The following is a 22,449-nucleotide window of genomic DNA, read 5'->3' on the forward strand; positions in this document are numbered from 1 at the left end:
GGCCGTCTATCCGCCAGCGATTTATTACGACGGCATCATTCAAAAGGCCGGTTTAGCCACGTTTTTGTTGTGTTTGGTGATTGCGGCATGGGCCTATCTCCAAAGCGAAAAGCGTTGGTGGCACGCCATTTTGACGGGGGTGTCACTGGGGCTGTTGGTGCTGACCCGCGAGAACGCACTGCTTTGGACCCCGCTGATTCCGATCTGGATCCTGCTCGGAATCCAGGCGACGAATCGCCGCCGCTGGACGCTGGTGGGTTGTTACGTGGGCGGCATCGCCTTGATCCTGCTGCCCGTCGCGGCGCGAAACGCGTCGCTCGGAGGCGAGTGGTCGCCGACCACGTTCCAAGCAGGCCCCAATTTCTACATCGGCAACAACCTGCAAGCCAGCGGAATCTACATTCCCTTGGTTCCCGGGCACGGGACGCCGATGTACGAGCGTGCCGATGCGGAGCGTTTGGCCGAACAGGCCGTCGGCCATGAACTGTCCTCCCGCGAAGTCTCGCAGTTTTGGATGTCGCGAGCTTGGGATGAGATCCGCCAGTCGCCCGGTCGCTGGCTTCAATTGATGGTCGCCAAGACGTTCATGGTTTTCAACCGCTACGAGGTTCCCGACGTAGAGAGCCTGTACATCTTTCGCGAGTACTCCGTCCCGTTGCAGCTGAGCCGAATCTGGCACTTTGGCACGCTCTGCCCGCTGGGCATTTGGGGGCTGATCGCAACTTGGGGGGATCGGCGAAAACTGTGGCTGTATTACTTGCTCCTGGGATCGATGATCGCAGCCGTGGTGCTGTTCTTCATCTTGGGGCGGTATCGCAACCCGGTCGCAATCCTGCTCATTCCGTTTGCGGCCGCGGGCGTGATCGACTTGGTCGCGCGCATCCGAGAGGGAACTTGGCGATCGCTGCGGATTGCCGCGGTCCTGGTGCTGGCGGGATTGGTTTGCAACCTTCCCGTTCATGAAGAACAGTCCCTGCATGCCAGCTGTTACATGAACATGGGGATTGCTGCGTGTCAGGCGGGCGATCTTCCGGCGGGAATTCAGATGCTACAGAGGGCGATCGAGGCATTCCCCGAAATGGCCGAGGGGTACGTCAATCTGGGCCGGGCTTACATGTTGAATCGACAACCCGATCGCGCGGTGCCGTGTTTTCAGAACGCGCTGATTCTTGATCCACGCCTGCTGGGCGTCCATTACCAGCTCGGCGAAGCGTTGGAATACTCCGGTCAGCAGCAGCTTGCGATCGAGCAATATCAGCGTGCGTTGGCTGAAAACCCGCCCGATGTCCGCGCCGCCGAAGCTCTCGGTCGACTCCGCTAGTGGATCGGCATTCGCGACTGCAGGGTGGGGTTGACGCACCTCAAAAAATTGTGGATTCGCGACACAATTTTGAGTTTTTTTGTGGACCACCCTCCACTGCACAGCGGATAACGGGTATTCTGAATCCCTACCTTTAGGTGTTCTACTCTCTTTTCCATTTCGTTTTTCTTTCTTCAGGAGGCTCACATGCAAAGAGCTCATTCTCCGCGATCGGGTTTCACATTGGTGGAACTGTTGGTCGTGATCGCCATCATTGGCATTCTTGTTGGCTTGTTATTGCCAGCGGTTCAGGCAGCCCGCGAAGCAGCACGGCGGATGTCGTGTAGCAACAATTTCAAGCAGATCGGGCTGGGTATTCACAACTATCACAGCGCGTTTAAACAGTTGCCTACGAACGGGACGGGTACCGCTCGGACTGCGGCTACGCCCAACCCGACAAACGACTGCAACCGACTGTTTCTCAGCTGGCTTGTCCCAATCCTTCCTAACATTGAACAGCAAGGGCTCTGGGACCAGATCTCCAACCCCAGCCGGGTGACGGCGAACCCGAACGGAACGCCGGGAGCGACCGGCGGTGTCTGGAAACCGATGGGCCCTTGTCCATGGGTGACTTCGTACATCCCCTGGGTTACCCAGGTGCCATCCTACCGATGCCCCAGTGACCCTGGTCAAGCACTTGCCGCCGGCATGCTCGCGCGGACGAACTACGCGGCCAATATCGGCGATGCGGTCGACCAATCACACAACGGTGGTGTCAACGACTTCGGACAATTCGGTAACAACGATGCGGCCGCCTTCAATGAAAACTGGGCGGTTGAACGTGCTCGTGCCGCCCAGCGTGGTTTCTTCTGGAATCGCAATGAGATGAAGTTCCGCGACATTCTGGACGGACTCTCCAATACGATTGCCGCGGGTGAGGTTTGCACCTCGGGCGGCAAACGTGAAGTCAAAGCGGACTTTGCCCGAAACATCGCGATGCGAGCTCCCAGTGCCAACAACAACACCATCTTGACACCGGCTCGATGCAAGACAGGCACCCACATCGATCCCGATAAGCCTACTTTCTACGATGCCAGTGCAACCGTTAGTACCTCCATGTCTCAATCGAAGGCATGTCGTTGGGCAGATTTGCGGTCTTATTACACCGCGTTCACCACCATTCTTCCGCCCAACAATCCCAGCTGTGTGGAAAACGGTGGCGATGGAAATACTTCCGGTGTGATCTCCACTGCAGGCAGCCGCCACCCAGGTGGTGCTCACGTGTTGATGGGTGATGGTTCTGTCATCTTCATGACGGACAGTGTCGATTCCGGTGATCCGGAACTGCCCACCGTCTGTGTCCAACGTAGCGACGTTGTTGGTGTGGCGAGCATCCCCGGAACGGATAGCAACTACGGGTTGTGGGGTGCCCTGGGCACACGTGACTCGGGCGAAACCATTGATGAACAGCTAAACCAATAGGTTGAAGACTGCTTCTTGATCAACGCGACCTCGTCCGCACCATGCGGGCGAGGTTTTTTTCGTGAGGGCGGCCCCCCGCCCTCGAAGCGAAGCCTCGCGGTGTGCTGTCGTCAAAATGCCCTTTGAATTTCGACCGCTCTGATTTCGTCAATCTTGTCCATTCAATCCACTCATGAATTGCTCGGTCGCCGCTTCATCGACGCGGATGTAGTGATCGCGTAGCGGCGGAAAAACATCGCCCTCGACGCTCTTTAGACGCAGCTTTTCGGTCGGCCGCTGTGGCATGTGACAATCGACACAGTTTGCGGCAAAGTCGACGCCTGCCTGAGGAAAAAAGCCACAATCGCTTTCGCTCTCGTGACAATTCATGCAGCGACTGGAAAACAGTTTCCGATTTCCACGTTCGTTGTGGTGTGGATCATGACAATCGATGCAGGTCATCTGCGACTGCTCGAAACAGGCACTTTGTGCTAACCGATTCAACTGGTTGCTGGTGTGAACACTGTTCTTTGCGTCCAGTTCATCATCCGGGGGATCGTAGTGGTTTTCCAGTCGATCGCCGGGCTGAAAACTGAGTGCGTCGCCCTTCAACACTCTTGTTCCTCCGTGGCATTGTCCACAGATGTCCATTTGGACCTGGCGTTCCAGGTCGGCCGGATTGGTGATGCCGACCGCGTCGCGAGCGTCCTGGTTTTCACGGTGATATTCCACATGCTGCTTTGCCGGACCGTGACAGCGTTCACAGGTCACGCCCAGGATCAATGATCCCGGGGTGTAGCGGTTCTTTTCGCCGCGGTAATCGAAATAAGTCAGGTGACATTCCAGGCAGCGCTGCGGGATCGGGCGAGCGTAGGCGGCGTCGCCGTCGATGTATCCGGGGCTGTTGATCCATTGGTCGCCGTCGGTGATGTGCGTGACGTTGTGCTGGTAGAGACCGTCTTTGTGCCAATAAAGATACGTTTGAGCCATTTTGGACGATCCCATGATGATTTCCATCGGGACCTCAAAGCTCCAATTGAAGAAGTGGACGCGTTGAAGAAACTCATCACCTCGATGAACCATCTCAAACGACATGTGCGGGTCGGAGGTCTGAAACGTGTTGGAGCCGGGAGTAAAGCTTCCGTCGATCGTCGATTCATTGACCGGTCGGCTGGTCTTGTAGTGCGCCGTGGCGAGGAACGATTGATACTTTTCGCGATGGCATTCCTGGCACTGTTCCGGTCCGACGTAACCCGGATTGTCATGCAGGGGCGTGAGGTCAACGCTCTTTTCGGGGGACTCGCCGGGAGGAAAGGGGATTTCGATTCCCCCGCCGTCCTCATATTTGCCGACAAACCAAACTTTTCCGGGAGTCAAATTGACCACCATGTCGCCGGGCGGCTTGGAGGGAGTCGGCACCTTCATTTCCCGACTTTTTCGCTGTTGTTGCGCATTTCTCAGGTCACGCGCCCGGTCTTCGTCGCGTTTCTTTTCCATCGCGTCATAGCCGAACCAGCCGACGAGCATGACGAACACAAAGAGTGCGAACCAGCGTTTAAAATTCAAGGTCGTTGCTCCTGCGGCGAAGATCGTTCCGCTGATGTCAGCGGAACGAAACCGTAGCGGAAGTCGCCAAGACTTTCGGCGAATTCTGTGTGTGAACCGATTCAATCAACAAGCCGTTGGCAAGCCCTGTTCCCGCATCAATAATGCCTTGACGAAGCAACAAAAGCGAACCGGCTTTGAGTCGGAATCGGGTTTCCATCAGCTTACCCTAGTCGGGCGTCGGTCGGTATCAGCCCAAGCATCGCGAGGCGCCATTGACTTGGTCAACGTCCACTCGTCTCGGCAGCGACGACGCATCCATTTTGGTAGAATCGGGACATGAATGCTGCAGTCATTTGTTTGAGTGTCGTCATCTCGCTAATCTGCGGAGGACTCGTCTGGTGGATCAAGCGTTCGCTGCTCGCTGCGCTCGCCGTGCCTGTGATCGTGGTGGGGCTTGTGGTGTTCGCCTTGCCCCCCGCTGTCGTGCCGGTCGCGGCACCGCCAGGTGACGTCGAACCGGAGCCTGTGACACCCGAAGTACGGGACGACCGGCCGACATCAGCAAAATTGGCAGCGTTCCGTCCCATTGAGGTTTCCGATCACGGCTATGTCTCGTCGGACGCCTGTCGCGACTGCCATCCCCAAAAACACGCGACATGGTTCGCATCGTATCATCGAACGATGACCCAGGTGGCCGAGCCAGAAATCGTGCTGGGTGACTTCAATGATGTGAAACTGTCGGAAAATGGACGAGACTACCACCTCAGAGAAGCCGACGGTTTGTGTTGGGTGGAAATGCTCGATCCGGCGGCGATTCCGGGAACCGCTGCGGCATCCCAACGCGTTGAAAGACCCATCGTGATGTCGACCGGTTCGCATCACATGCAGGCCTATTGGTTTCCCATCGGCGCGCGTCGGACGTTGGCGATTTTGCCGTTTGTGTTTCTAAATGAAACACAAGAATGGATCCCAAGATCGGCTGCGTTCCTGAAGCCGACTCAAAACCGCGTTTCGCATGAAATCGGACGCTGGAACGCCAGTTGTAGCCGATGCCATTCCACGCACCCTCAAGAACGTGAAATGACAGACGTTTCGTGGGACACGCGTGTGGCTGAATTCGGAATCAGCTGTGAAGCCTGTCACGGCCCAGGACAAAAACACATCGAGTACCATCGGAATTTAGACGCAATCCGTTTGGACGCTAACAATGACGCGGCGGTTTCATTGCCAAGCGATCCCATCGTGAATCCCGAAAACTTGTCGCATGTCAGGTCGTCACAGGTCTGTGGTCAATGCCACTCGGTGATGACACTGAAAGGCGACCTGGACAAAATCAATGTCGACGGCGGCACATTTCGACCGGGAAACGATCTGCGTGAGTCACGAGATCTTTGGCAACTCCACAGCCCGGAAATGGAGGCTCTATTGAATAACGAAGCGATGCACGAACGCGTGGTGGGTACCAACCGGGGAACTTTTTACGCGGACGGTATCCTACGTGTAGCGGGACGAGAATACACATCGCTGGAACAATCGGCCTGCTTCCAACGCGGCGAAATGAGTTGCCTGTCCTGCCATCAACTTCATAAGACAGACGATGACACCCGCAGTGATAAAGAGTGGGCGAATGATCAATTGAAGCCCCTCGCGTATGGAAACGACGCTTGCGTTCAGTGCCATGATCAGCAGCAATACTCGACCTCGCACACTCATCACATGGCGGATTCGGCGGGGTCAAACTGCTACAACTGCCACATGCCGCACACGGCCTACGGTCTACTCAAAGCGATTCGTAACCACACCATCACCAGCCCGGATTTGAATCGCAGCATGGCCGCCGACCGACCCAATGCGTGCAACCAGTGCCACTTGGACAAGTCCCTGAAATGGACGGCGGACCATTTACAGCAGTGGTATTCGATCGAGGCACCCGAGTTGGATGCGGACCAATCGGATGTCGCCGCATCGATTTTGTGGCTGTTGAAAGGGAATGCGGCTAACCGGGCGCTTGCAGCCTGGACGATGGGCTGGGAAGATGCTCATGCTGCCGCGGGAAACGACTGGCAATCGATCTACCTGGCTCAGCTGATGAACGATCCCTATCTGGCGGTTCGGATGATCGCGCGACGTTCGTTGAAAACCCTGCCCGGACTGGCTGATTTGGACGTGGACCCGTTAGGATCGGATTCCGAACGCAACGAGGCAATTTTGTCGATCATCAGGCGCTGGGACCAGGATCCGCACGACGCCGACCCGGCCTTGTTGATCGGCCCGGACAACGTTGTCAAGACCAGCCGGATCGACGTGATCATGAATCAGCGCGACAACACCCCCATGAGCCTGGCCGAATAGGCGCCCTGAGGATTCGCTTGCCACATGCCTTGGAACGGCGATTGCCTAAGTGGCTGATTCGATCGTCGCAGAAGTCGCCATGAATTTCGCAAGCCGCGGGCCCTCTCTGGCCTGCCGCACAAGCGTTGCAATCGCGCCATCTTCATCCGGTTTCAGCTCTGCCGCAGCGTTGCCGAATCAATCAGTAACGGCTCGCGTCGTTCGACAGGTTCATGGTCAATTCGGTCTCTTCCCCCTCCCCGTTCCCAATGGCTGGACGATCAATGCGCGCCGCAGCAACGATTGTGCTGGTGGCGATTGTTTTGTCGGTCGCCAACGACGCCGCCGCAAACAGTCTTCGTGTCCTGGACGGGAAACGCGAATCGCTTCAGGTACGCTTCGATTTGATCCAACAGGCGCAGCACAGCATCGATTTGTCGTACTACTCGATCGACACCGGTGAAGTGCCCATCGCGATGATAGAACTGCTGCGGCAAGCCTCGCTGCGCGGCGTGCGGGTGCGGATCCTGGTTGACGGTCTCAAATCACGACTGCCGGCAAAGTTCGAGCAGTATCTGCAGCGGTATGGGATCCAGGTTCGGGTTTACCACCCACTGCATCAAGGCAGACCGAGTTGGTTGAATCGGCGATTGCATTCCAAGTTGATGGTCGTCGACGCCCACCGTGCCGTGATCGGCAGCAGCAACCTGGAGAACGGACACTTCGAACTGGAATCCGGCCGCGGATTCGTCGATTGCGATGCCTTGGTCGCCGGCCCGATCGCTGAAAAAGCGCACGCCTACTTTGATTGGTTGTGGGCGACACCCGATGTCCGGCCCGCACCGATCCGAGATTCGCTCGGGTTGGACGTTCTACGCTACCGGCCGTTCGGTCGCAGCGACTGGAAGAACGCGTGGCGCGATGCGAAAACCGCAAGTGATTACCAACGGTTGCTCGATCGTGCCTTGCAACACGTGGTTTGCCAAGGCGGCGTGCGATTAGATCCGCAGCGTGATTGGATGGCCGAAGCGTGCCACGGGGTCGAGATGCGATTGCTGCATGATTGCTCCTCTGACAAATCAGAGCATCATGTCAATCGGTGGATCGTTCAGATGATCGACCGCGCCCGATCGTCCGTGCTGATCGAATCACCCTACCCCGCGTTTGATCGCTCGATTCGATCCGCCATTTCACGTGCCAGGGAACGTGGAGTGTGCGTCACCATTTTGACCAACTCGCTGGACTCGACCGATCAACTGAACGTCTATGCCGCTTATCAAAACCACAAACGCGGGTTGCTGCGTGAAGGCGTTCAATTACGAGAGTATGCCGGCCGGGACACGTTGCATTCCAAAACTCTGTTGGTCGACCGGTCGTCGTGGATGCTGGGCAGCTACAACTTTGACGCCCGTTCCAATCACCTGAACCTAGAACTGTGCCTGGTGTCCAGTGATCCCGCCGGAGCCGCCCAGTTGTGGTTGGGCCTACAACCCCGGCTTGCCAGATCGACGTTGGTGCGTCCCGACACGCTGATCCTTCCGGTCGGACAAGACGCCGCGATTTCCAAACGAGCCCGATTGCTGATGAAACGTAGCGTGATCGAACTTTATCGCGGCTTGCTATAGCGACCGACGTGTTGCCAGTAGTATCGGTCCAAGCCCTTCAGCTTGGTATTGAATTGCTGGACCTTCCAGGCACAGAAGGCGTGTTGCGGATCCCAGCCGAACTGTTCGACACGGTAAATCGCCACTATCATTCCGGCCCGATCCAATCCCAAGTTGCAATGAAAGTAAACCGCCCCGTGTCCGCAACCGGTCAGCTGCGTCAGGATGGCCGGGACGTTGCCGGTTGCAGCGGGAAAGAACCCCATCGGAATCCGCTGGAAATGGATCCCATGCTCCGCAGCCCGTCGTCGCACCCGTGAGCTGGCGAAAGCCTTGAAGGTCCGCATGTCGACAATTCGCCGGACGCCCAACTGACGAAGCCGTTGAAAGTCGGCATCGGTTTTGGGGGCGGCCCCGTAGTAGATCTGTCCGTCGAGTTGTTTGACCACCAAGGTGTCACTCCGATCGTCGGCTGGCCGCAGAGTCCCTGCGCTGACCGCCGTTGAACTCGTGATCGCAAAAGCGAAAAAGAACACCAAAGGTTTTAACATGCCGAATCAGTCAACGCCGATGATGGGGTGGTTCCAAGAGTTGAAGTTACATGAAGTATGACACGCGGTTTGAGACCAAGCTTCGTTTTTCGATCCTTCATTCGCTTCCATTCGGCGATCAACGATATAGACCGGTAGCAGCTGAGCTGTGCAAATCGCCGGAGCATGCCGTAGATCGAATTCTACCGAATCGATTCAGCTTCCCACGGGCGGAACGTCCATAAAAGAAGCCGCTCATCCGGGTGGATGAGCGGCTTGATTTTCAAAGGTGGAGGTAGACGGACTTGAACCGACGACCTACGCGCTGCCAGCGCGTCGCTCTCCCAACTGAGCTATACCCCCTTTTACGGCCCCCGAATGAAATCTGACCAGCGAGATTCTGCACCATTTTGGTGCGAGGGGGAAGGGTGGTCGAAACCGGCGATGCCGGACGACCAACTGATCATGGGCGGTATTATCAGGGCGGCGAGCGATTCGTCAACCTGTGTTTGGGAAGCATTTTCGAGGTAGGTCGGCGCGGTGGCACGTCGCGCCTACAATCCGCCTCTGTTGAACCTGAAATCCCCTAAAAAATGCGTCAAATTCAATAACGCACTCCGAGATTCTGAATGTCCACCCGCCGTCGTGCCCGCGAAATTGTTTTGCAGTTACTTTACGAAGCCGATCTGAACGGCACGCGTGACGCCATTTCCGCGCGCCGGTTCATCAAGTCGCGTTTGCAAGGCCGATCGGCATTGACCGCTTTCGCAGAAAAATTGCTTGCCGGCACCCTGGAACATCGCCAGGAAGTGGATCGACATCTGGGGCGGTTGGCCAAGGGATGGGCACTGGGGCGGATGGCGGTCACCGATCGTAACGTGATGCGGATGGCGGCCTACGAAATCCTGTTCTCCGAGACGCCCGGACGAGTCGCGGTCAACGAGGCGGTGGTGCTGATCAAACGCTACGGCGACAAAAACAGCCCGCGGTTTGTCAACGGAATCCTGGACCGACTGCTGAAGGAACATGAATCCAACTCGCTCGGTGTTGCAGAAAAAGACGATGCCGGGCAGGACGACAACGGCTAGGCGATCGACCGATGTCTGACGTCGCATCCTGGCTGTTTCCCTGGTTGACCATCACGCTGGTGCTGTCGGTCGGGATCTTCGTCCAGGCCGCCGCCGGGTTCGCCGCCGGAATGTTGATCGTGCCGACGTTATTGTGGCTGGGTTACCTGATTCCCGAAGCCGGCATCGCATTGCTGGTCGCGACGATCCCGCAAAACATTGCCGGCGTCTATGCGCTGCGTGATTCGATCCAGGCGAAAACGATTCTGTGGCCGGGGATCGGGCGTGTCGCTTTTTTTCCACTCGGGATTCTGGCGTTGATCGCGATCGAAGAATCCTTTCCGCTGGTACGAATCCGCCAAATCGTCGGCGGTGTCGTGTTGGCGGCGACGCTGGCGACGATCCTTTATCACCCTGTGCCCAAAGCCAAACTCTCACCGATCTGGGCTTGGATCGCGTTTCCGATTTCCGGATTTCTGCAGGGGCTGGTCGGGATGGGGGGGCCGGCGATGGTGTTTTGGGTTTCCGCCCACGACTGGAATACCCGCCAGATTCGCGGATTCCTGTTCGCGATGTACCTGATCAGTCTGGCGCCGGGGATCGCGATGTTGTTCGCTTTTTTTGGCGATCGATTGGTCGTCCCGGCACTCCATGCGTGCGCGTCGATTCCCGTCCTGTTGTTGGCAACATCGCTGGGACTTAAATTCGGCAACTGGCTCGGACGAACTCGGCTGCGCGGCGTCACGTTGGGCCTGCTGTTCTTGATGGGCATTCTCGGATTGGCCGCTCCGTGGATCCGCCCCGGTTGATGCGACGGCAATTAAGGAATCACCATGATCGCGGAACTTGGATCACTGCTGACCGCCGACGCGATCATCGCGTTGCTGACGTTGACGATGATGGAGATCGTGCTGGGGATCGACAACATCGTGTTCATCGCGATCATCACCGGACGGTTGCCGGCGGAGAAACGATCCTTCGCACGGCGCTTCGGATTGGTGCTGGCCATGGGGATGCGGATCCTGTTGCTGCTGGGCATCGGCTACTTGATGCAGCTGGTCGACCCGCTGTTCCATTTGTCGGACGTGATTCCCATCCAGGCCTTGGCGGATCTGCTGCGCGAGAATGAAGAGGCCGATGTGATCAGCGGCAAGGACTTGATTCTGCTCGTCGGCGGGCTGTTCCTGCTGTGGACCGCGGTGCGTGAAATCCACCACAAGATCGAAGGCAAGGAGGAGGAGGCCGAGATCGGAAATCTGCCCGGGGACAGCGGCGGATCGGCCGACGGAATCGCCCCGATCACGCCGCAGACCCAGCCCGGCGTGACCGTCGGCGGCGTGCTATTTCGAATCGCGTTCATGGACGTCATTTTCTCTCTCGATTCGGTCATCACCGCGGTCGGGATGGCCAAAGAAATTTACGTCATGGTCGCCGCCGTCGTGATCAGCGTCCTGGTCATGATCGCCTTTGCCAACCAAATCAGCGAGTTCGTCCAGCAGCATCCGACAGTCAAAATGCTGGCCCTCTCGTTCCTGATCCTGATCAGCGTGGTCCTGATCAGCGAAGCCTCCGGAACGCCGATCCACAAAGGCTACGTCTACTTCGCGATGGCATTTTCGCTGGCCGTCGAATTCCTGAATCTGAGAATGAAGATGAAACGCGTCCGCCCCAGCCGCGGAGAAGGGGAAACCGGAAGCGTGCGTGGGTAGTTTCAGGTTTCCGGTTTCAGGGATTTCTTGTCACCCATTTTGTCTCGTCTTTCCCCACCCTCATTTTTCTGCCCACCATTTTTCTGTCCTCTTCTCCCCTCCCACCGCAACCTCCTCCATTCCGTCCTTCTCCCCAGCCCTTCGGCCCTGCGCATCGACTATCCTATTGGCCTTCTGATTCCCCCCTCCCCTTCTTTTTTCACGGAAACCATCCATGTCTACCAATCGTCGTCAATTTCTGAAAACCGCCGCCGCCGGATCGGCTGTCGCTGCAACGGCCACCGGGCTGTCCTTGGATGCACCGCTGATCGCGCAAGACAACGATGCAAAGTTGCGTCTCGCATCGATCGGCGTGGGGGGATCGCGGGGGCGGTACAACCGCGGCGGTTCGATCGCCCGCGCGGCGGCAAAGTTCGCCAACATGGTCGCGGTCTGTGACGTCGACGATCTTCATACCGAAGAGTTCAATCAAGCGTTCGGCGGCAAATTGGCGAAGTACCGTGACTATCGCGAGATGCTGGAAAAGGAACAGCCGCAAGTCGTCACGATCGGCACGCCGGACCACTGGCACGTTCCGATCGCCATCGCCGCACTCCGCAGCGGCGCCGATGTTTACTGTGAAAAGCCGCTCACGTTGACGATCGACGAAGGCAAACAGATCCGCGCGGTGGTTGAAGAAACCGGACGCGTCTTTCAGGTCGGCACGCAACAACGCAGCAGCAAGGACTTGTTCCTGACGGCGATCGCCATGGTCCACAGCGGCCGACTGGGCGACAACGTCAACGCCTACGTCGCGATCGGCGGCGCCCCCGGTGACGGACCGTTTGAATCCACCGAAGCCCCCGCCGACTTGGATTGGAACCTGTGGGTCGGGCCGGCTCCGGAGGCGGAATACTGTGAACAGCGACGACGAATGTTCCGCTGGTACTTCGAATACTCCGGCGGAAAAATGACCGACTGGGGCGCCCACCACATCGACATCGCACAATGGGCACTCGCGCCGGGCGAAGACGGACCGACGCGGATCAAGGGGACCGGCCAATTCCCCAGTTCTGTCCCCAGTGATCTGGATTGGGCCGCGTTCCTGGACGGCGACATCTCGTTGCCCAACGCCTACAACACCGCGACGAAATTCAGTATCGACCTGAAGTACGACAACGGTTCACTGATCAGCGTGAATGATCGCTACGTCCGTGAAAACGAAAACATCGATTTCCCCAACGGGATCTTGTTCGAAGGCGACAAGGGGCGGATCTTTGTCAACCGCGGAAAACTGCAAGGGTCGCCGGTCGACAAGTTGACCGAGAGCGACAAGGCTGAATTGAACGAGTACATCGTCGAGTTGTGCCACGGCAAGAAACCGGGCAACCACATGGGCAACTTCTTCGAGTGCATCGAAGATCGCGGGAAACCGATCTCCGACGTCTGGACCCATCACCGCACGATGACGTCCTGTCACCTCTGCAACATCGCCCTGATGACCGGTCGCGAACTGAACTGGGACCCCAAGCAGGAAATGTTTATCGGTGACGATGACGCTAACAAATTGCTGAGCCGAAAGTCACGCGACTTCGGCTGAGAGAAGGCGGCCGGGTAGAGCAGGGATGCGTTCCCTGCTAGCCACCCTACCTCTTTCTGAGGCCCTGCGTCTCAAGCTAAACGTGGAGTCACCGAACTCCTGAAGGCCCCCTCCCTGGCAGAGGCCGTGCAATTCTTAACCTCTGATTTAACAGGGGTTTACGACTTCACCCTCTCTCTGGGAGGGTCGCGGAGGAGTGAGCGCTCGGAGCGGGGAGGGTTCGCTGTGGCTCGCACACACTCAAACACCACGAATCGACCCTCCCCTCGCTGCGCTCGACCCTCCCTGCCAGGGAGGGTTAATTCCTAACTTGGTGCGTATACACCTCGCTACGCACAGCGCCCCCCTTCCAGGGAGACTTTCCGATCGCGTGCCGGACGCGTCAGTGACTGAAATCAATCCGCTTCGTTTCGGCGCCGACGCGTAACATGGCGTAGCTCCAATCGGCGGTCAGGGAGTTGCCGCAGTTGGCGAATTCGCGGATCACCCAACCGCGGCGGGCAGCGGGGGAATCCGCCGGCGGCCAATGGCGACGGTGGCGGATTCGTTCCGGGGCAATCAACGCCAGCGACGGGTTCGTTGCCGCCAAACGCTGAAAATATCCGTCGGGCGACAACTCATGGTATCGCAGGTCGGTCTTCTTTTTCTCCAGCCACTCGGCGTGCTCGCCGAGCTGGTCGATCATCCAACGCTTGCTCAACCAGTCCACCCGGCCGAGCGCTGGCGCGACGTTCCGTGAATCGCGCCGAAACGCCGACACGACGTTGACCAGGTCAGCCCAACGCTGGATCACCCGTTCGGCTTCCCCACGCTCCTGCGGCGACGTTTGGGCAACAAATCGCGTCGCCGCCTTCAAGTATCGGCGTTGGATTTCCAACGCACTCAACCGACCTCGACTTGTCATCACGCGGCGGACCAGATTCCAGTCCGCCGTGATCTCATGCAAGGCGGTGATGGGGCGCGAAAGAGTCACGAACTCCTTCGTCGCCCTCGATTCGATCATGTCCAAAACCAATGAGACCGATCCGAGTTTGACGTATTCGGCCAACTCGGACAGATTGGAGTCGGACAATCCGATTTGCAGTCGTTGACGGCGGGCAAACATCGCCTTGGTTGCCCCGAGCGATAGAAATGATCGCTCGCAAAAGTGCCCCAACCAATGGCCGTAAACGTAAATCGGTCGTTCACCGCGATAGCGTCCCATGTCGGCGACGACATCAATGGCCATCGCTTTCGCGCTCAACCGATAACGCCCGTCTTCATCCAAATCACCGCTGCCACAAAGCGCGGTGCGAGAAACCAACAACGCCGTCAGGTATTTCCGCTGCTTTCGGAATGCTACGTGACGGGCGACCATCCGCAACACCATCACCGTGGGAATGTGGATGCATCGGAGCAATCCTATGACCACCGCTTGGGCCCAAGGGGGCAGCGTTTCGAAAAGTTCAGCGGCTGACTGCCCTGCTCCTTCTCCTTCGACCGAATGCGGATCATCAGTCGCTTCGCCGAGGCGGTCGCGACGAGATCGAATCCAGATCATCGCGGCATAGGCAACCGCAAGCACGGGCAACGAGACCACCACGCTGACCAGCTGCATCATCCACAACAACAGGATACAGCCGCGATAAATCAACAACCAAACTCCGGTTGCGACCACCGCCTCGTAATTCTCCTGGCACCCGTAGACGTGTCCCAACGCATCGGCGCTGTTCTTCAACACCCGGACGTCAAACTCCTCGGTCACCGTTTCCGCCGCATCAGCCACCAACTCATCGATCGATCGCTGGCAAGCCAACAATTCATCCGGGCTGGTGACCTCCGGGGTGGCGATTTCGACCAGGCCCCCCGGCCGTGTTTCCATGGCGGGATGCGATTCATACGTCACCGCGCCGCCGCTGGCGAGGAACTGCTGATGCTGATCAAACACGCCGGGGACGGTCGGTTGATTGCGGCCGATTGCGGCACAGATTTGCGAATACACCTGGGAGAATCGTGGCAGATCGTCGGTCATCAATTCGGGCCGGTTCGCCACCAAGGTCGCGTACTCGGTCTCCATGCCCATCAGACGCGTCACCAGCGGCCGTGTTGCGGCACGCTGATGAGAAGAAGCCGATTCGTCCACCAATCACTCCCGGGAAAAGGCGGGAACACGGTCCAGGCAACCGCGTGCTGGACAGCGTCACTTTGGAAGGAATTCAATAGAGTACAAGCACGTAGCGTTAGCAAGTGTATCACTACGTAAGTCGCGCTCTCGCTAGCCTATTGAGTCGGTACGGGGCCAGAAAGGGAGGGCCGCCGCAAACGGTGCAAGCTAAGAGAGGCGCGAACGAAGCGAGGGGCAGAGACACCAAGATTGGGCGAAACCCACTTTGGAAGCACTAATGTCAACACAACATACAATGGCTCCCTTCTCCCCCGGCTTTGTGGGGGAGAAGGGCTGGGGATGAGGGGCCAACGCCGTGGAAACTGGCTGGGTGGACGGCCCCTCACCCCCAACCCCTCTCCCCAAAACAGATCGCGGTCATCATCCTTCCGCAATCAAATTCTGTTGACGCGATCTGTTTTAGGGAGAGGGGAGCCATGCCCTAAATTGCGGACCGATTGGTGTAGACACCAATGCACTGCCAGGGAGGGTGAAGTCCTTAACTGCGATGCGTATGGGGTTCGAGCGTCGCGAGGGCAGTAGCGACGACACACGCCACGCGCAGCCGGGCTTTACCAGCGCAGACCGAATCGCTCGCCACCGGTTTCGCGGTTGTTGCCACCCTTGAGCGGACCTTCGTGAGCGGGTTTGACGGCGACTTCACGCTGCGGCTCTTCGACCTCTTCTTCTTTCGGCTTCGCGTCCTCGGCAATGTTTTGCGCCGCCTTCATCGACAACCCGATCTTCTGGCTGTCGCGATCGAACGACATCACCTTCACGTCGACCTCTTGGCCTTCGCTGACAAAGGCATCGATTTTCGAGACACGGTGGTGAGCCAGTTCGCTGACGTGCACCAACCCTTCGACTCCGGCGGTCAAGCGGACGAAACAGCCGAACGATGCGATTCGGGTCACGGTGCCCTTGTGGACGGTTCCGATCGCGAAGTCGGCTTCGGCGGTGTCCCAGGGGTTTTCCAAGAGGTCGCGATAGGACAGTGAAATCTTGCCGGTGTCCTTGTCCACCGAATCCAGTTTCACCTTCACCTTTTGGCCGACCTCCAGCACTTCGCTGGGGTGTTTGATGCGTTCCCAGCTGAGCTTGCTGACATGGATCAAACCGTCCAGGGCACCTAGGTCGACGAAGGCCCCGAAATCTTTGACGCTGCGGACGACGCCTTCCATCACGTCACCGGGCTCGATCTTTTGCAGTTGCTCGGCACGCTTTTGTTCCCGCTCACGCTCAAGGATCGCACGTCGGCTGAGCACCAGGTTGCCGCGTCGCTCGTTGGCTTCGGTCACCAGGCAAACAAATTTCTGGTCGACGAACTCGCTGGCGTCCTCCACACGGTACTCGGCGATTTGGCTGATCGGCATGAATCCGCGTACCCCGCCGACCTTGCATTCCAGTCCGCCGCTATTGTGGCCGGTCACGACGGCCTCGACCACCGAGCCTTCTTCCAAGTCGCTCCAATCGGCGACATCGATGGTCGATCCGGGCAAGGAGCACATGTACAAGCCGTCGTCGCGATTGAACCCGCGCACCATGACTTCGACGGTGCTGCCCACGGCCGGTTCAGCCTCTTTGAATTGTTCGAACGGAATCACACCCTCGTCCGGGCCGCCGAGGGCGATGTAGACGCTGTCCTGGTGGATCTTCAGCACCTTTCCTGAGATTCGCGTTCCCTCGGCCAAGGCTTCTTTTCGATCCGACATGCCGGCCGGGCCGCTGAGCATGGATTCGACGTCCGCGGCAGCCAGTTCGGCCTGCAACTCCGCCTCCAAGTCATCGCTGAGCGCCCCGCGCACCGAGGGAACCGCCACGCGCTGGGGTTTGTTGGCCGCCGCCGGGGCCGCCGGGGCCGCTGCGGGCGTCTCTTTTTCGCCCTTCAATCGCGGCTTGGGATGTTTCTTTTTCTTGCCCGGCTTTTTCGCCTGCTTCTTCTCGGCCGCCTCAAGCTGCTCGGTCGACACGCTCGGCGAGGCGGGCTTGGCCACCCCCAGTCCTCGGGCGGCCAGGGGGCCCGAACCGCCGCGGCCGGCTTGGGGCTGACCTTCGGCAGTGCTTGGGGCAGCAGCGGTGCTTTCGGCGGACGCGGTGGCTGCGACGGGGGCAGGCGTCTCCGCGGCAGGCGTTTCCGGGGCGGCCGTTTCGGGGGACGCGGCCGATTGAGCCGTCGAGGGGGCGAGGTCGGTGGCTTGTTCGTCCGTCACGGGCTGTGGTTCGTTGCTCATCGAAACAATCGACGTGGGGAAAAGAGACAGGGGATCAATTCGGCAGTCTAGCACCCCGAAAACTTTGTCGGTAGTCTTCGCAGCAGGTTTGTCCGCTTCTGATGGAGAACAGCGCCAGATGCCCGAATTTTCCGATTTTGCTCAATCGCTCAGCCAGTCCTTCTCGACCGAACTTCTGTCCGCGATCCAGGCGGCGCCGTTGCCCCCGCTCGGGGACGGCACGCTGCAAAAACCCCTTCAAACGCTCTTGTCCAGCGGAATCGGAGATCATCTGATCGACGTCCCCGCCGCACGGCAGATGGAAGTGATGAGCGGGTTGTGGCTGGTCGCCGGCGATATCCATCGCAGTCATTCGATCAGCCAGGACCTCGGCAGCGCCGAAGGCAGCTTTCTGCACGGCATCATGCATCGACGCGAAGGCGATTACGGCAACTCGAAATACTGGTTCCGACGTGTCGGGGCCCATTGCGTGTTCGATCAAATCAACACCGAATCCGATGGGCATTACGCCGACCCCTTCGAGTTTGTCGATCAATGCCAACAAGCACTCGCAAGCCGATCGGAAGACGAAGTGCAACGCTGTGTCGATTCGCAGTGGATCGAATGGCAAGCGTTGATGATGTATCTGGTTCCATAGGATTGCGAGTCAAACGTAGCTACCTTCGCCAGAAGGTGGATCCGCGAATTCCTCCACGCTCTGGCGAGCGTGGCTACGTCAGAGTGATGTCGGCCGGCTACGGCTGGCCCGCGGTGATTTTTAAATCGCTGAGGGTTAGCGGGCGTTTCGGATCGGGCTTGGATGCGGTGACAAACACGGCCACCGCAGCTGACTCGGCCAACGACGTCACGCCGATCGTTCCGGTCCGAATGGTCTCGCCAGATTGCACGAACCAGCGGAACAGATCAGGTTCGCCGGCGTCGCGTTGAATCGACAGCGTCGTGGGATCGCGGGGCGTTTTGATTTTGTCCACCAGATCGCGGCGGACATCATCGCCGCGGTCTCGCGCGAACACTTCAATTACCTTCTTCGCCGAACGCAATCCGACCCGGATCCCATCGACCTGAAACCCGACTTGCGTCTCGCCCCGCATCCCCGCGGACAACGAAGTCGAGACCGCCATTGCCGACCCTGGAGTCAACGTGAACTGTTTGTCGTGAAGGATGAACGAGGTGTGTCCTTGGGTCGGTACCAGGCGGATCGCTTGATCGGTCACCTCGTACCACTGGAAACCCTGTTCGCATTCGAACCGATCGGCCAGCTGGCCGGGGAATTCCGCGACGGCGGTCAAGCTTGGCAGCGGCGGGCGAGGTTCCGAAAGTGTGGTCACCGGGCCGATCGACAAACCGCCCAGGGGACGAAATTCGCCGCGGCTTTGCGATGACGCGGCACCGGTCGGCATGCCCTCGTCGTCTTGCTCGGCGATATCCGAAAGCACGTCGGCGAACTTGTCGCCCAAGCCGGCCCCCAGCCCGCTGCCCGTGTCCCGCCGCTTGGCGATCGGCGAGCGACGTTGGGCCGGCGGTCGGTCGGGATGGGATGCCTGCGGACTTGCCTTTCGTCCCGTCGAACCCGTTGCATTCTGGCCGGCGCCCGAATCGCTGTCTGGGGCGGCACCCCGCTCGGCCCCGCCAGCCTGCAAGGACGAACCACGGACGTCGGCCCCCAACTGCTGTGGCCGGGCTTCGGCCGCGCGTCGGCCGCCGGGATTCCGATTGACCCAAAACACAATCGCGACAATCGTTAACAACACCGCCGCGCTGATGCCATGGTACTTCCAGTCGCCGGCCTTGCTCCTGCGTCGCGGCACCGCAGCCGTCTCGGTCGCCGTGCCCGATTCCACTGTTGTGCCCGATTCCACTGTTGTGCCCGATTCCATCGCCGCGCCCGATCGAACCTGCTCCTGATTGGCGGACGATGGCGGCGTTGATTGCGAATCGCCGGTCGATGATGCATCGAATCGCAACGATTGATCATACGCGGCTCGCGACTGGGCACTCATCAACGTGCGCCGGGCGATCGCGACCTGGCCCAGCATTTCCTGGACGATCTTCCGCTTCGGCCCCGCGGCGATCTGGTGCAAGTAGGCACTGCGCGACTTTGCCGCCGCTTCGATCGCCGCTTCATCGGACTCGAAATCGGCCAACCCTAACAACGCGTAATGGTTCGGCGGCAACCGTTCTGCCGGAATCTCCAACCACTCGCGGTACAACGTGTTCAACTCGGCAGGATCGGAAATCGGCATCGCAAAAAATCAAACAGACGAGGAGGTCATGGAGAACGCTTTTATACCACGACCGAACGCGTGTTCGACGTTCAATCGCCGCCACAACACCGCAATGCGAACAGAAAAATCAGCGACGTTCGGTCGTCGGTGGATCCGCAAGCTCCGCCTGGGATGCCACTCGCAATGCGTGCCGCGACCTGCGAGAAAGATCGCGCTGGCGCCGGTCGGCGACCAAGCGATCCTGCGGATCGATCGTTTCCAGCGTCTGCGCCAACGCGAACGCACCGGCGGCCTGCCAATAACACTTGGACGCCAGATCGGGGTTCGCCGATCGCCGGCCGAAGCCTTCCCAGGTCTCGGCCAGCCAAAACAGATCGGCGACCGAAAACTGTACACCGGTCGCGTCCAACTGGTTCACCGTTTCACTGAACATCGACAGCGTCTCCCGACCGAGCGTCGCCTCGGTTTCCAGTTGCCGTGCCTGCAAGTACACCGAACGCAGGAACGCCGACAGCTTTGGCGGCGTTTGAGCACTGCGGTGCGACGATTGAACCACCAGTTGAGGCGATGGGGCAGCAGTTGGGACGTCGTGAGGAATGTCTTGCAGAGCGGCCCCCAGCGTCCCGTCTGCAACATGTTCGCCCAAAGAGCCTCGGCTCGGGTCGGATGGCTGCGCCGGATCGCGTGCGTCGGAACCGCTGGGCTGGGCGCTCGGCTGAGCGCTGGGCTGGGCGCTGGGCTGGGCGCTCGGCTGAGCGCTGGGCTGGGCGCTCGGCTGAGCGCTGGGCTGGGCGGCGGGCTGGGCGCTGGGAATTGGCAACGGGCCGACCCGCCTGGGGGCCCGGGCAACGCCATCGGACGCAGCGATTCGGATCCCCAAGCGGTCTCGGTAAACGAATCCGATTGCGGTGGTCATCAACATGAACCCCGCGGCGACAACGATCAAGTTTCCTGACCAGCCGGATCGGCGGGGACGCTCCTGATGTCGGATCGCCGCGGACACGCGAGGCGATGCCGCAGCGCGATCGGCACGCTTTCCATGTCCCTCGGCCGCCGCAAGTCGGTCGGCAACCACGCCGGTTCCTGTGCGGTCGATGGTTCCTGTGCGGTCGATGGTTCCTGTACGGTCGATCGCCAGTGGTTGGTAGGGCATCAAGTCGCTGCAAAAGGCCGAGTCGAGTGCATCGACGTTATCTTGCATCACGAATACGAACCCGCACTCGCACTCCGCCGTCTGCCCCATCTCCCCCTTGGTCACTGAAAACTCGCGTTTGCAACCCGGACAGGAGACGACCGGCTCTGGTTCTAAGCCCGCGTCGTCGTCGACTAAATCTGATTCCGAAGCCTGTGGCTCCGATTCGCAGTCCGGGTAGCGGAACTCGCCAAGAGTTTCGCCTGCGGCCTGGTCTTCGTCGAAAGTCTTGGCGACTTCCGCTACCACCTCGGGAACCCGCAGCGAATACAACTCCGGCAGCGCCACGATCGGAAGTTGAATCACTACGTCGTCGACCGATTCCGACTCGGTAGCGTGTGGCTCCGATTCGCAGTCCGGGTAGCGGAACTCGCCAAGAGTTTCGCGCGGGGCTTGATCCTCGCCGAAAGTCTTGGCGACTTCCGCTACCACCTCGGGAACCCGCAGCGAATACAACTCCGGCAGCGCCACGATCGGAAGTTGAATCACTTCGTCGTCGACCGATTCCGACTCGGAAGCGTGTGGCTCCGATTCACAGTCCGGGTAGCGGAACTCGCCAAGAGTTTCGCCTGCGGCCTGGTCTTCGTCGAAAGTCTTGGCGACTTCCGCTACCACCTCGGGAACCCGCAGCGAATACAACTCCGGCAGCGCCACGATCGGAAGTTGAATCACTACGTCGTCGACCGATTCCGACTCGGAAGCGTGTGGCTCCGACTCGCAGTCCGGGTAGCGGAACTCGCCAAGAGTTTCGCCTGCGGCCTGGTCCTGGTCCTGGTCGAAAGTCTTGGCGACTTCCGCTACCACCTCGGGAACTTGCAGCGAATACAACTCCGGCAGCGCCACGATCGGAAGTTGAATCACTTCGTCGTCGACCGATTCCGACTCGGAAGCGTGTGGCTCCGATTCGCAGTCCGGGTAGCGGAACTCGCCAAGAGTTTCGCCTGCGGCCTGGTCCTCGTCGAAAGTCTTGGCGACTTCCGCTACGACCTCGGGAACTTGCAGCGAATACAACTCCGGCAGCGCCACGATCGGAAGCTGAATCGCTTCGTCGTCGACCTGGTCCGCTGCAACGCCCCTTGGAGTCGGCTGCTGGGTCGGGATTGACGCTCCATTCTCGGCGTCGTGCCCGAGATCGGCGGGGACCTGCTCGGGGTCCGGGTTGCCGTCGTCTTGGGCGACCGTGACTTGCACCAGGATGGCGGTCGGGATTTTGACGGTCGCCCCACAGCGGCACGGCAATTCTTCGCCGGCTGCGGATCGATCGACGACGTAGTTGCTGCCGCACGCGGTGCACTGGGCCGCGACCTCGGTGGCGGCATCCAGGTCCGTCGCGATCAACGTCGCGCTGCACGGACAGGTCACAACCGGCGTGTCCGCCGGCACCACGGCCCCCTCGCAATGCGCAGCGACCAACGACGCTTCGGTGAAAGCGAGCGTCGTACGGCAGACAGGGCATTGGCCCGACAGCGTCATCGCGGAGCTTTGATAGCAAGACGGCTAGGCGAAGTGGATCGCCGAGTCTAGCAATC

Annotated in this window: 15 protein-coding genes and 1 tRNA gene; 9 read left to right on the forward strand and 7 right to left on the reverse strand. The window is 59.3% G+C overall.

The window, feature by feature from the left end; translation table 11 throughout:
- Both H1B37_RS28115 and H1B37_RS28120 read left to right on the forward strand, forming a co-directional pair.
- Nucleotides 1-1,321: tetratricopeptide repeat protein (locus H1B37_RS28115; protein WP_182870612.1), on the forward strand; the 1,321-nt coding region annotated here is incomplete at its 5' end.
- A gap of 186 nt (nucleotides 1,322-1,507) precedes the next feature.
- Entirely contained in the window at nucleotides 1,508-2,782 is a 1,275-nt protein-coding gene (locus H1B37_RS28120) for a DUF1559 domain-containing protein (protein WP_182870613.1), read from the forward strand.
- 147 nt (nucleotides 2,783-2,929) lie between these two features.
- Here the strand turns inward: H1B37_RS28120 and H1B37_RS28125 are convergent, their stop codons facing one another.
- Nucleotides 2,930-4,327: a multiheme c-type cytochrome gene (locus tag H1B37_RS28125; RefSeq protein ID WP_182870614.1), complete on the reverse strand. Its 1,398-nt coding sequence runs from the start codon at nucleotides 4,325-4,327 to the stop codon at nucleotides 2,930-2,932.
- A gap of 318 nt (nucleotides 4,328-4,645) precedes the next feature.
- Between H1B37_RS28125 and H1B37_RS28130 the strand changes: the two genes are divergently transcribed.
- A complete protein-coding gene (locus H1B37_RS28130; RefSeq protein ID WP_182870615.1) occupies nucleotides 4,646-6,661 on the forward strand; it encodes a multiheme c-type cytochrome in 2,016 nt (671 codons plus the stop codon).
- 290 nt (nucleotides 6,662-6,951) lie between these two features.
- Nucleotides 6,952-8,265 carry a phospholipase D-like domain-containing protein gene (locus H1B37_RS28135; RefSeq protein WP_182870616.1) on the forward strand — a complete coding sequence of 438 codons (1,314 nt, stop codon included), beginning with the start codon at nucleotides 6,952-6,954 and terminating at the stop codon, nucleotides 8,263-8,265.
- Here the strand turns inward: H1B37_RS28135 and H1B37_RS28140 are convergent.
- Together H1B37_RS28140 and H1B37_RS28145 are read right to left on the reverse strand one after the other, a co-directional pair.
- Nucleotides 8,247-8,795 (reverse strand): fused DSP-PTPase phosphatase/NAD kinase-like protein, encoded by a 549-nt coding sequence (locus tag H1B37_RS28140; RefSeq protein WP_182870617.1) that lies wholly within the window; start codon nucleotides 8,793-8,795, stop codon nucleotides 8,247-8,249. The genes H1B37_RS28135 and H1B37_RS28140 overlap by 19 nt on opposite strands.
- A 269-nt stretch (nucleotides 8,796-9,064) precedes the next feature.
- Nucleotides 9,065-9,137 (reverse strand) — tRNA-Ala (locus H1B37_RS28145).
- 266 nt (nucleotides 9,138-9,403) lie between these two features.
- Between H1B37_RS28145 and nusB the strand changes: the two genes are divergently transcribed.
- From nusB to H1B37_RS28165, 4 genes are all read left to right on the forward strand, one after another.
- Nucleotides 9,404-9,862 (forward strand): transcription antitermination factor NusB, encoded by a 459-nt coding sequence (gene nusB, locus H1B37_RS28150; protein ID WP_182870618.1) that lies wholly within the window; start codon nucleotides 9,404-9,406, stop codon nucleotides 9,860-9,862.
- Between the two features lie 11 nt (nucleotides 9,863-9,873).
- Nucleotides 9,874-10,650: a sulfite exporter TauE/SafE family protein gene (locus H1B37_RS28155; RefSeq protein ID WP_182870619.1), complete on the forward strand. Its 777-nt coding sequence runs from the start codon at nucleotides 9,874-9,876 to the stop codon at nucleotides 10,648-10,650.
- Nucleotides 10,651-10,674: 24 nt separating this feature from the next.
- The gene (locus tag H1B37_RS28160; RefSeq protein WP_182870620.1) at nucleotides 10,675-11,550 is read left to right on the forward strand and encodes a TerC family protein; all 876 of its coding nucleotides are present in this window, start codon (nucleotides 10,675-10,677) and stop codon (nucleotides 11,548-11,550) included.
- Nucleotides 11,551-11,764: 214 nt separating this feature from the next.
- Nucleotides 11,765-13,129, forward strand: coding sequence for a Gfo/Idh/MocA family protein (locus tag H1B37_RS28165; RefSeq protein WP_182870621.1), 1,365 nt, complete (start codon nucleotides 11,765-11,767; stop codon nucleotides 13,127-13,129).
- Between the two features lie 382 nt (nucleotides 13,130-13,511).
- On the opposite strand, the gene H1B37_RS28170 is transcribed toward H1B37_RS28165, so the two are convergent.
- Complete coding sequence (locus H1B37_RS28170) at nucleotides 13,512-15,251, reverse strand: proteasome accessory factor PafA2 family protein (protein WP_182870622.1); 1,740 nt, start codon at nucleotides 15,249-15,251, stop codon at nucleotides 13,512-13,514.
- Nucleotides 15,252-15,844: 593 nt separating this feature from the next.
- The gene (locus H1B37_RS28175; protein WP_182870623.1) at nucleotides 15,845-17,503 is read right to left on the reverse strand and encodes a 30S ribosomal protein S1; all 1,659 of its coding nucleotides are present in this window, start codon (nucleotides 17,501-17,503) and stop codon (nucleotides 15,845-15,847) included.
- A gap of 118 nt (nucleotides 17,504-17,621) precedes the next feature.
- Between H1B37_RS28175 and H1B37_RS28180 the strand changes: the two genes are divergently transcribed.
- The gene (locus tag H1B37_RS28180) at nucleotides 17,622-18,140 is read left to right on the forward strand and encodes a hypothetical protein (RefSeq protein ID WP_182870624.1); all 519 of its coding nucleotides are present in this window, start codon (nucleotides 17,622-17,624) and stop codon (nucleotides 18,138-18,140) included.
- A 97-nt stretch (nucleotides 18,141-18,237) separates the two neighbouring features.
- On the opposite strand, the gene H1B37_RS28185 is transcribed toward H1B37_RS28180, so the two are convergent.
- Together H1B37_RS28185 and H1B37_RS28190 are read right to left on the reverse strand one after the other, a co-directional pair.
- Nucleotides 18,238-19,746 (reverse strand): hypothetical protein, encoded by a 1,509-nt coding sequence (locus H1B37_RS28185; protein WP_182870625.1) that lies wholly within the window; start codon nucleotides 19,744-19,746, stop codon nucleotides 18,238-18,240.
- A 109-nt stretch (nucleotides 19,747-19,855) separates the two neighbouring features.
- Nucleotides 19,856-22,393 (reverse strand): PT domain-containing protein, encoded by a 2,538-nt coding sequence (locus H1B37_RS28190; protein ID WP_182870626.1) that lies wholly within the window; start codon nucleotides 22,391-22,393, stop codon nucleotides 19,856-19,858.
- Between the last annotated feature and the right edge of the window lie 56 nt (nucleotides 22,394-22,449).

The sequence above is a fragment of the Stieleria mannarensis genome, from assembly GCF_014154935.1.
Lineage (GTDB): Bacteria > Planctomycetota > Planctomycetia > Pirellulales > Pirellulaceae > Stieleria > Stieleria mannarensis.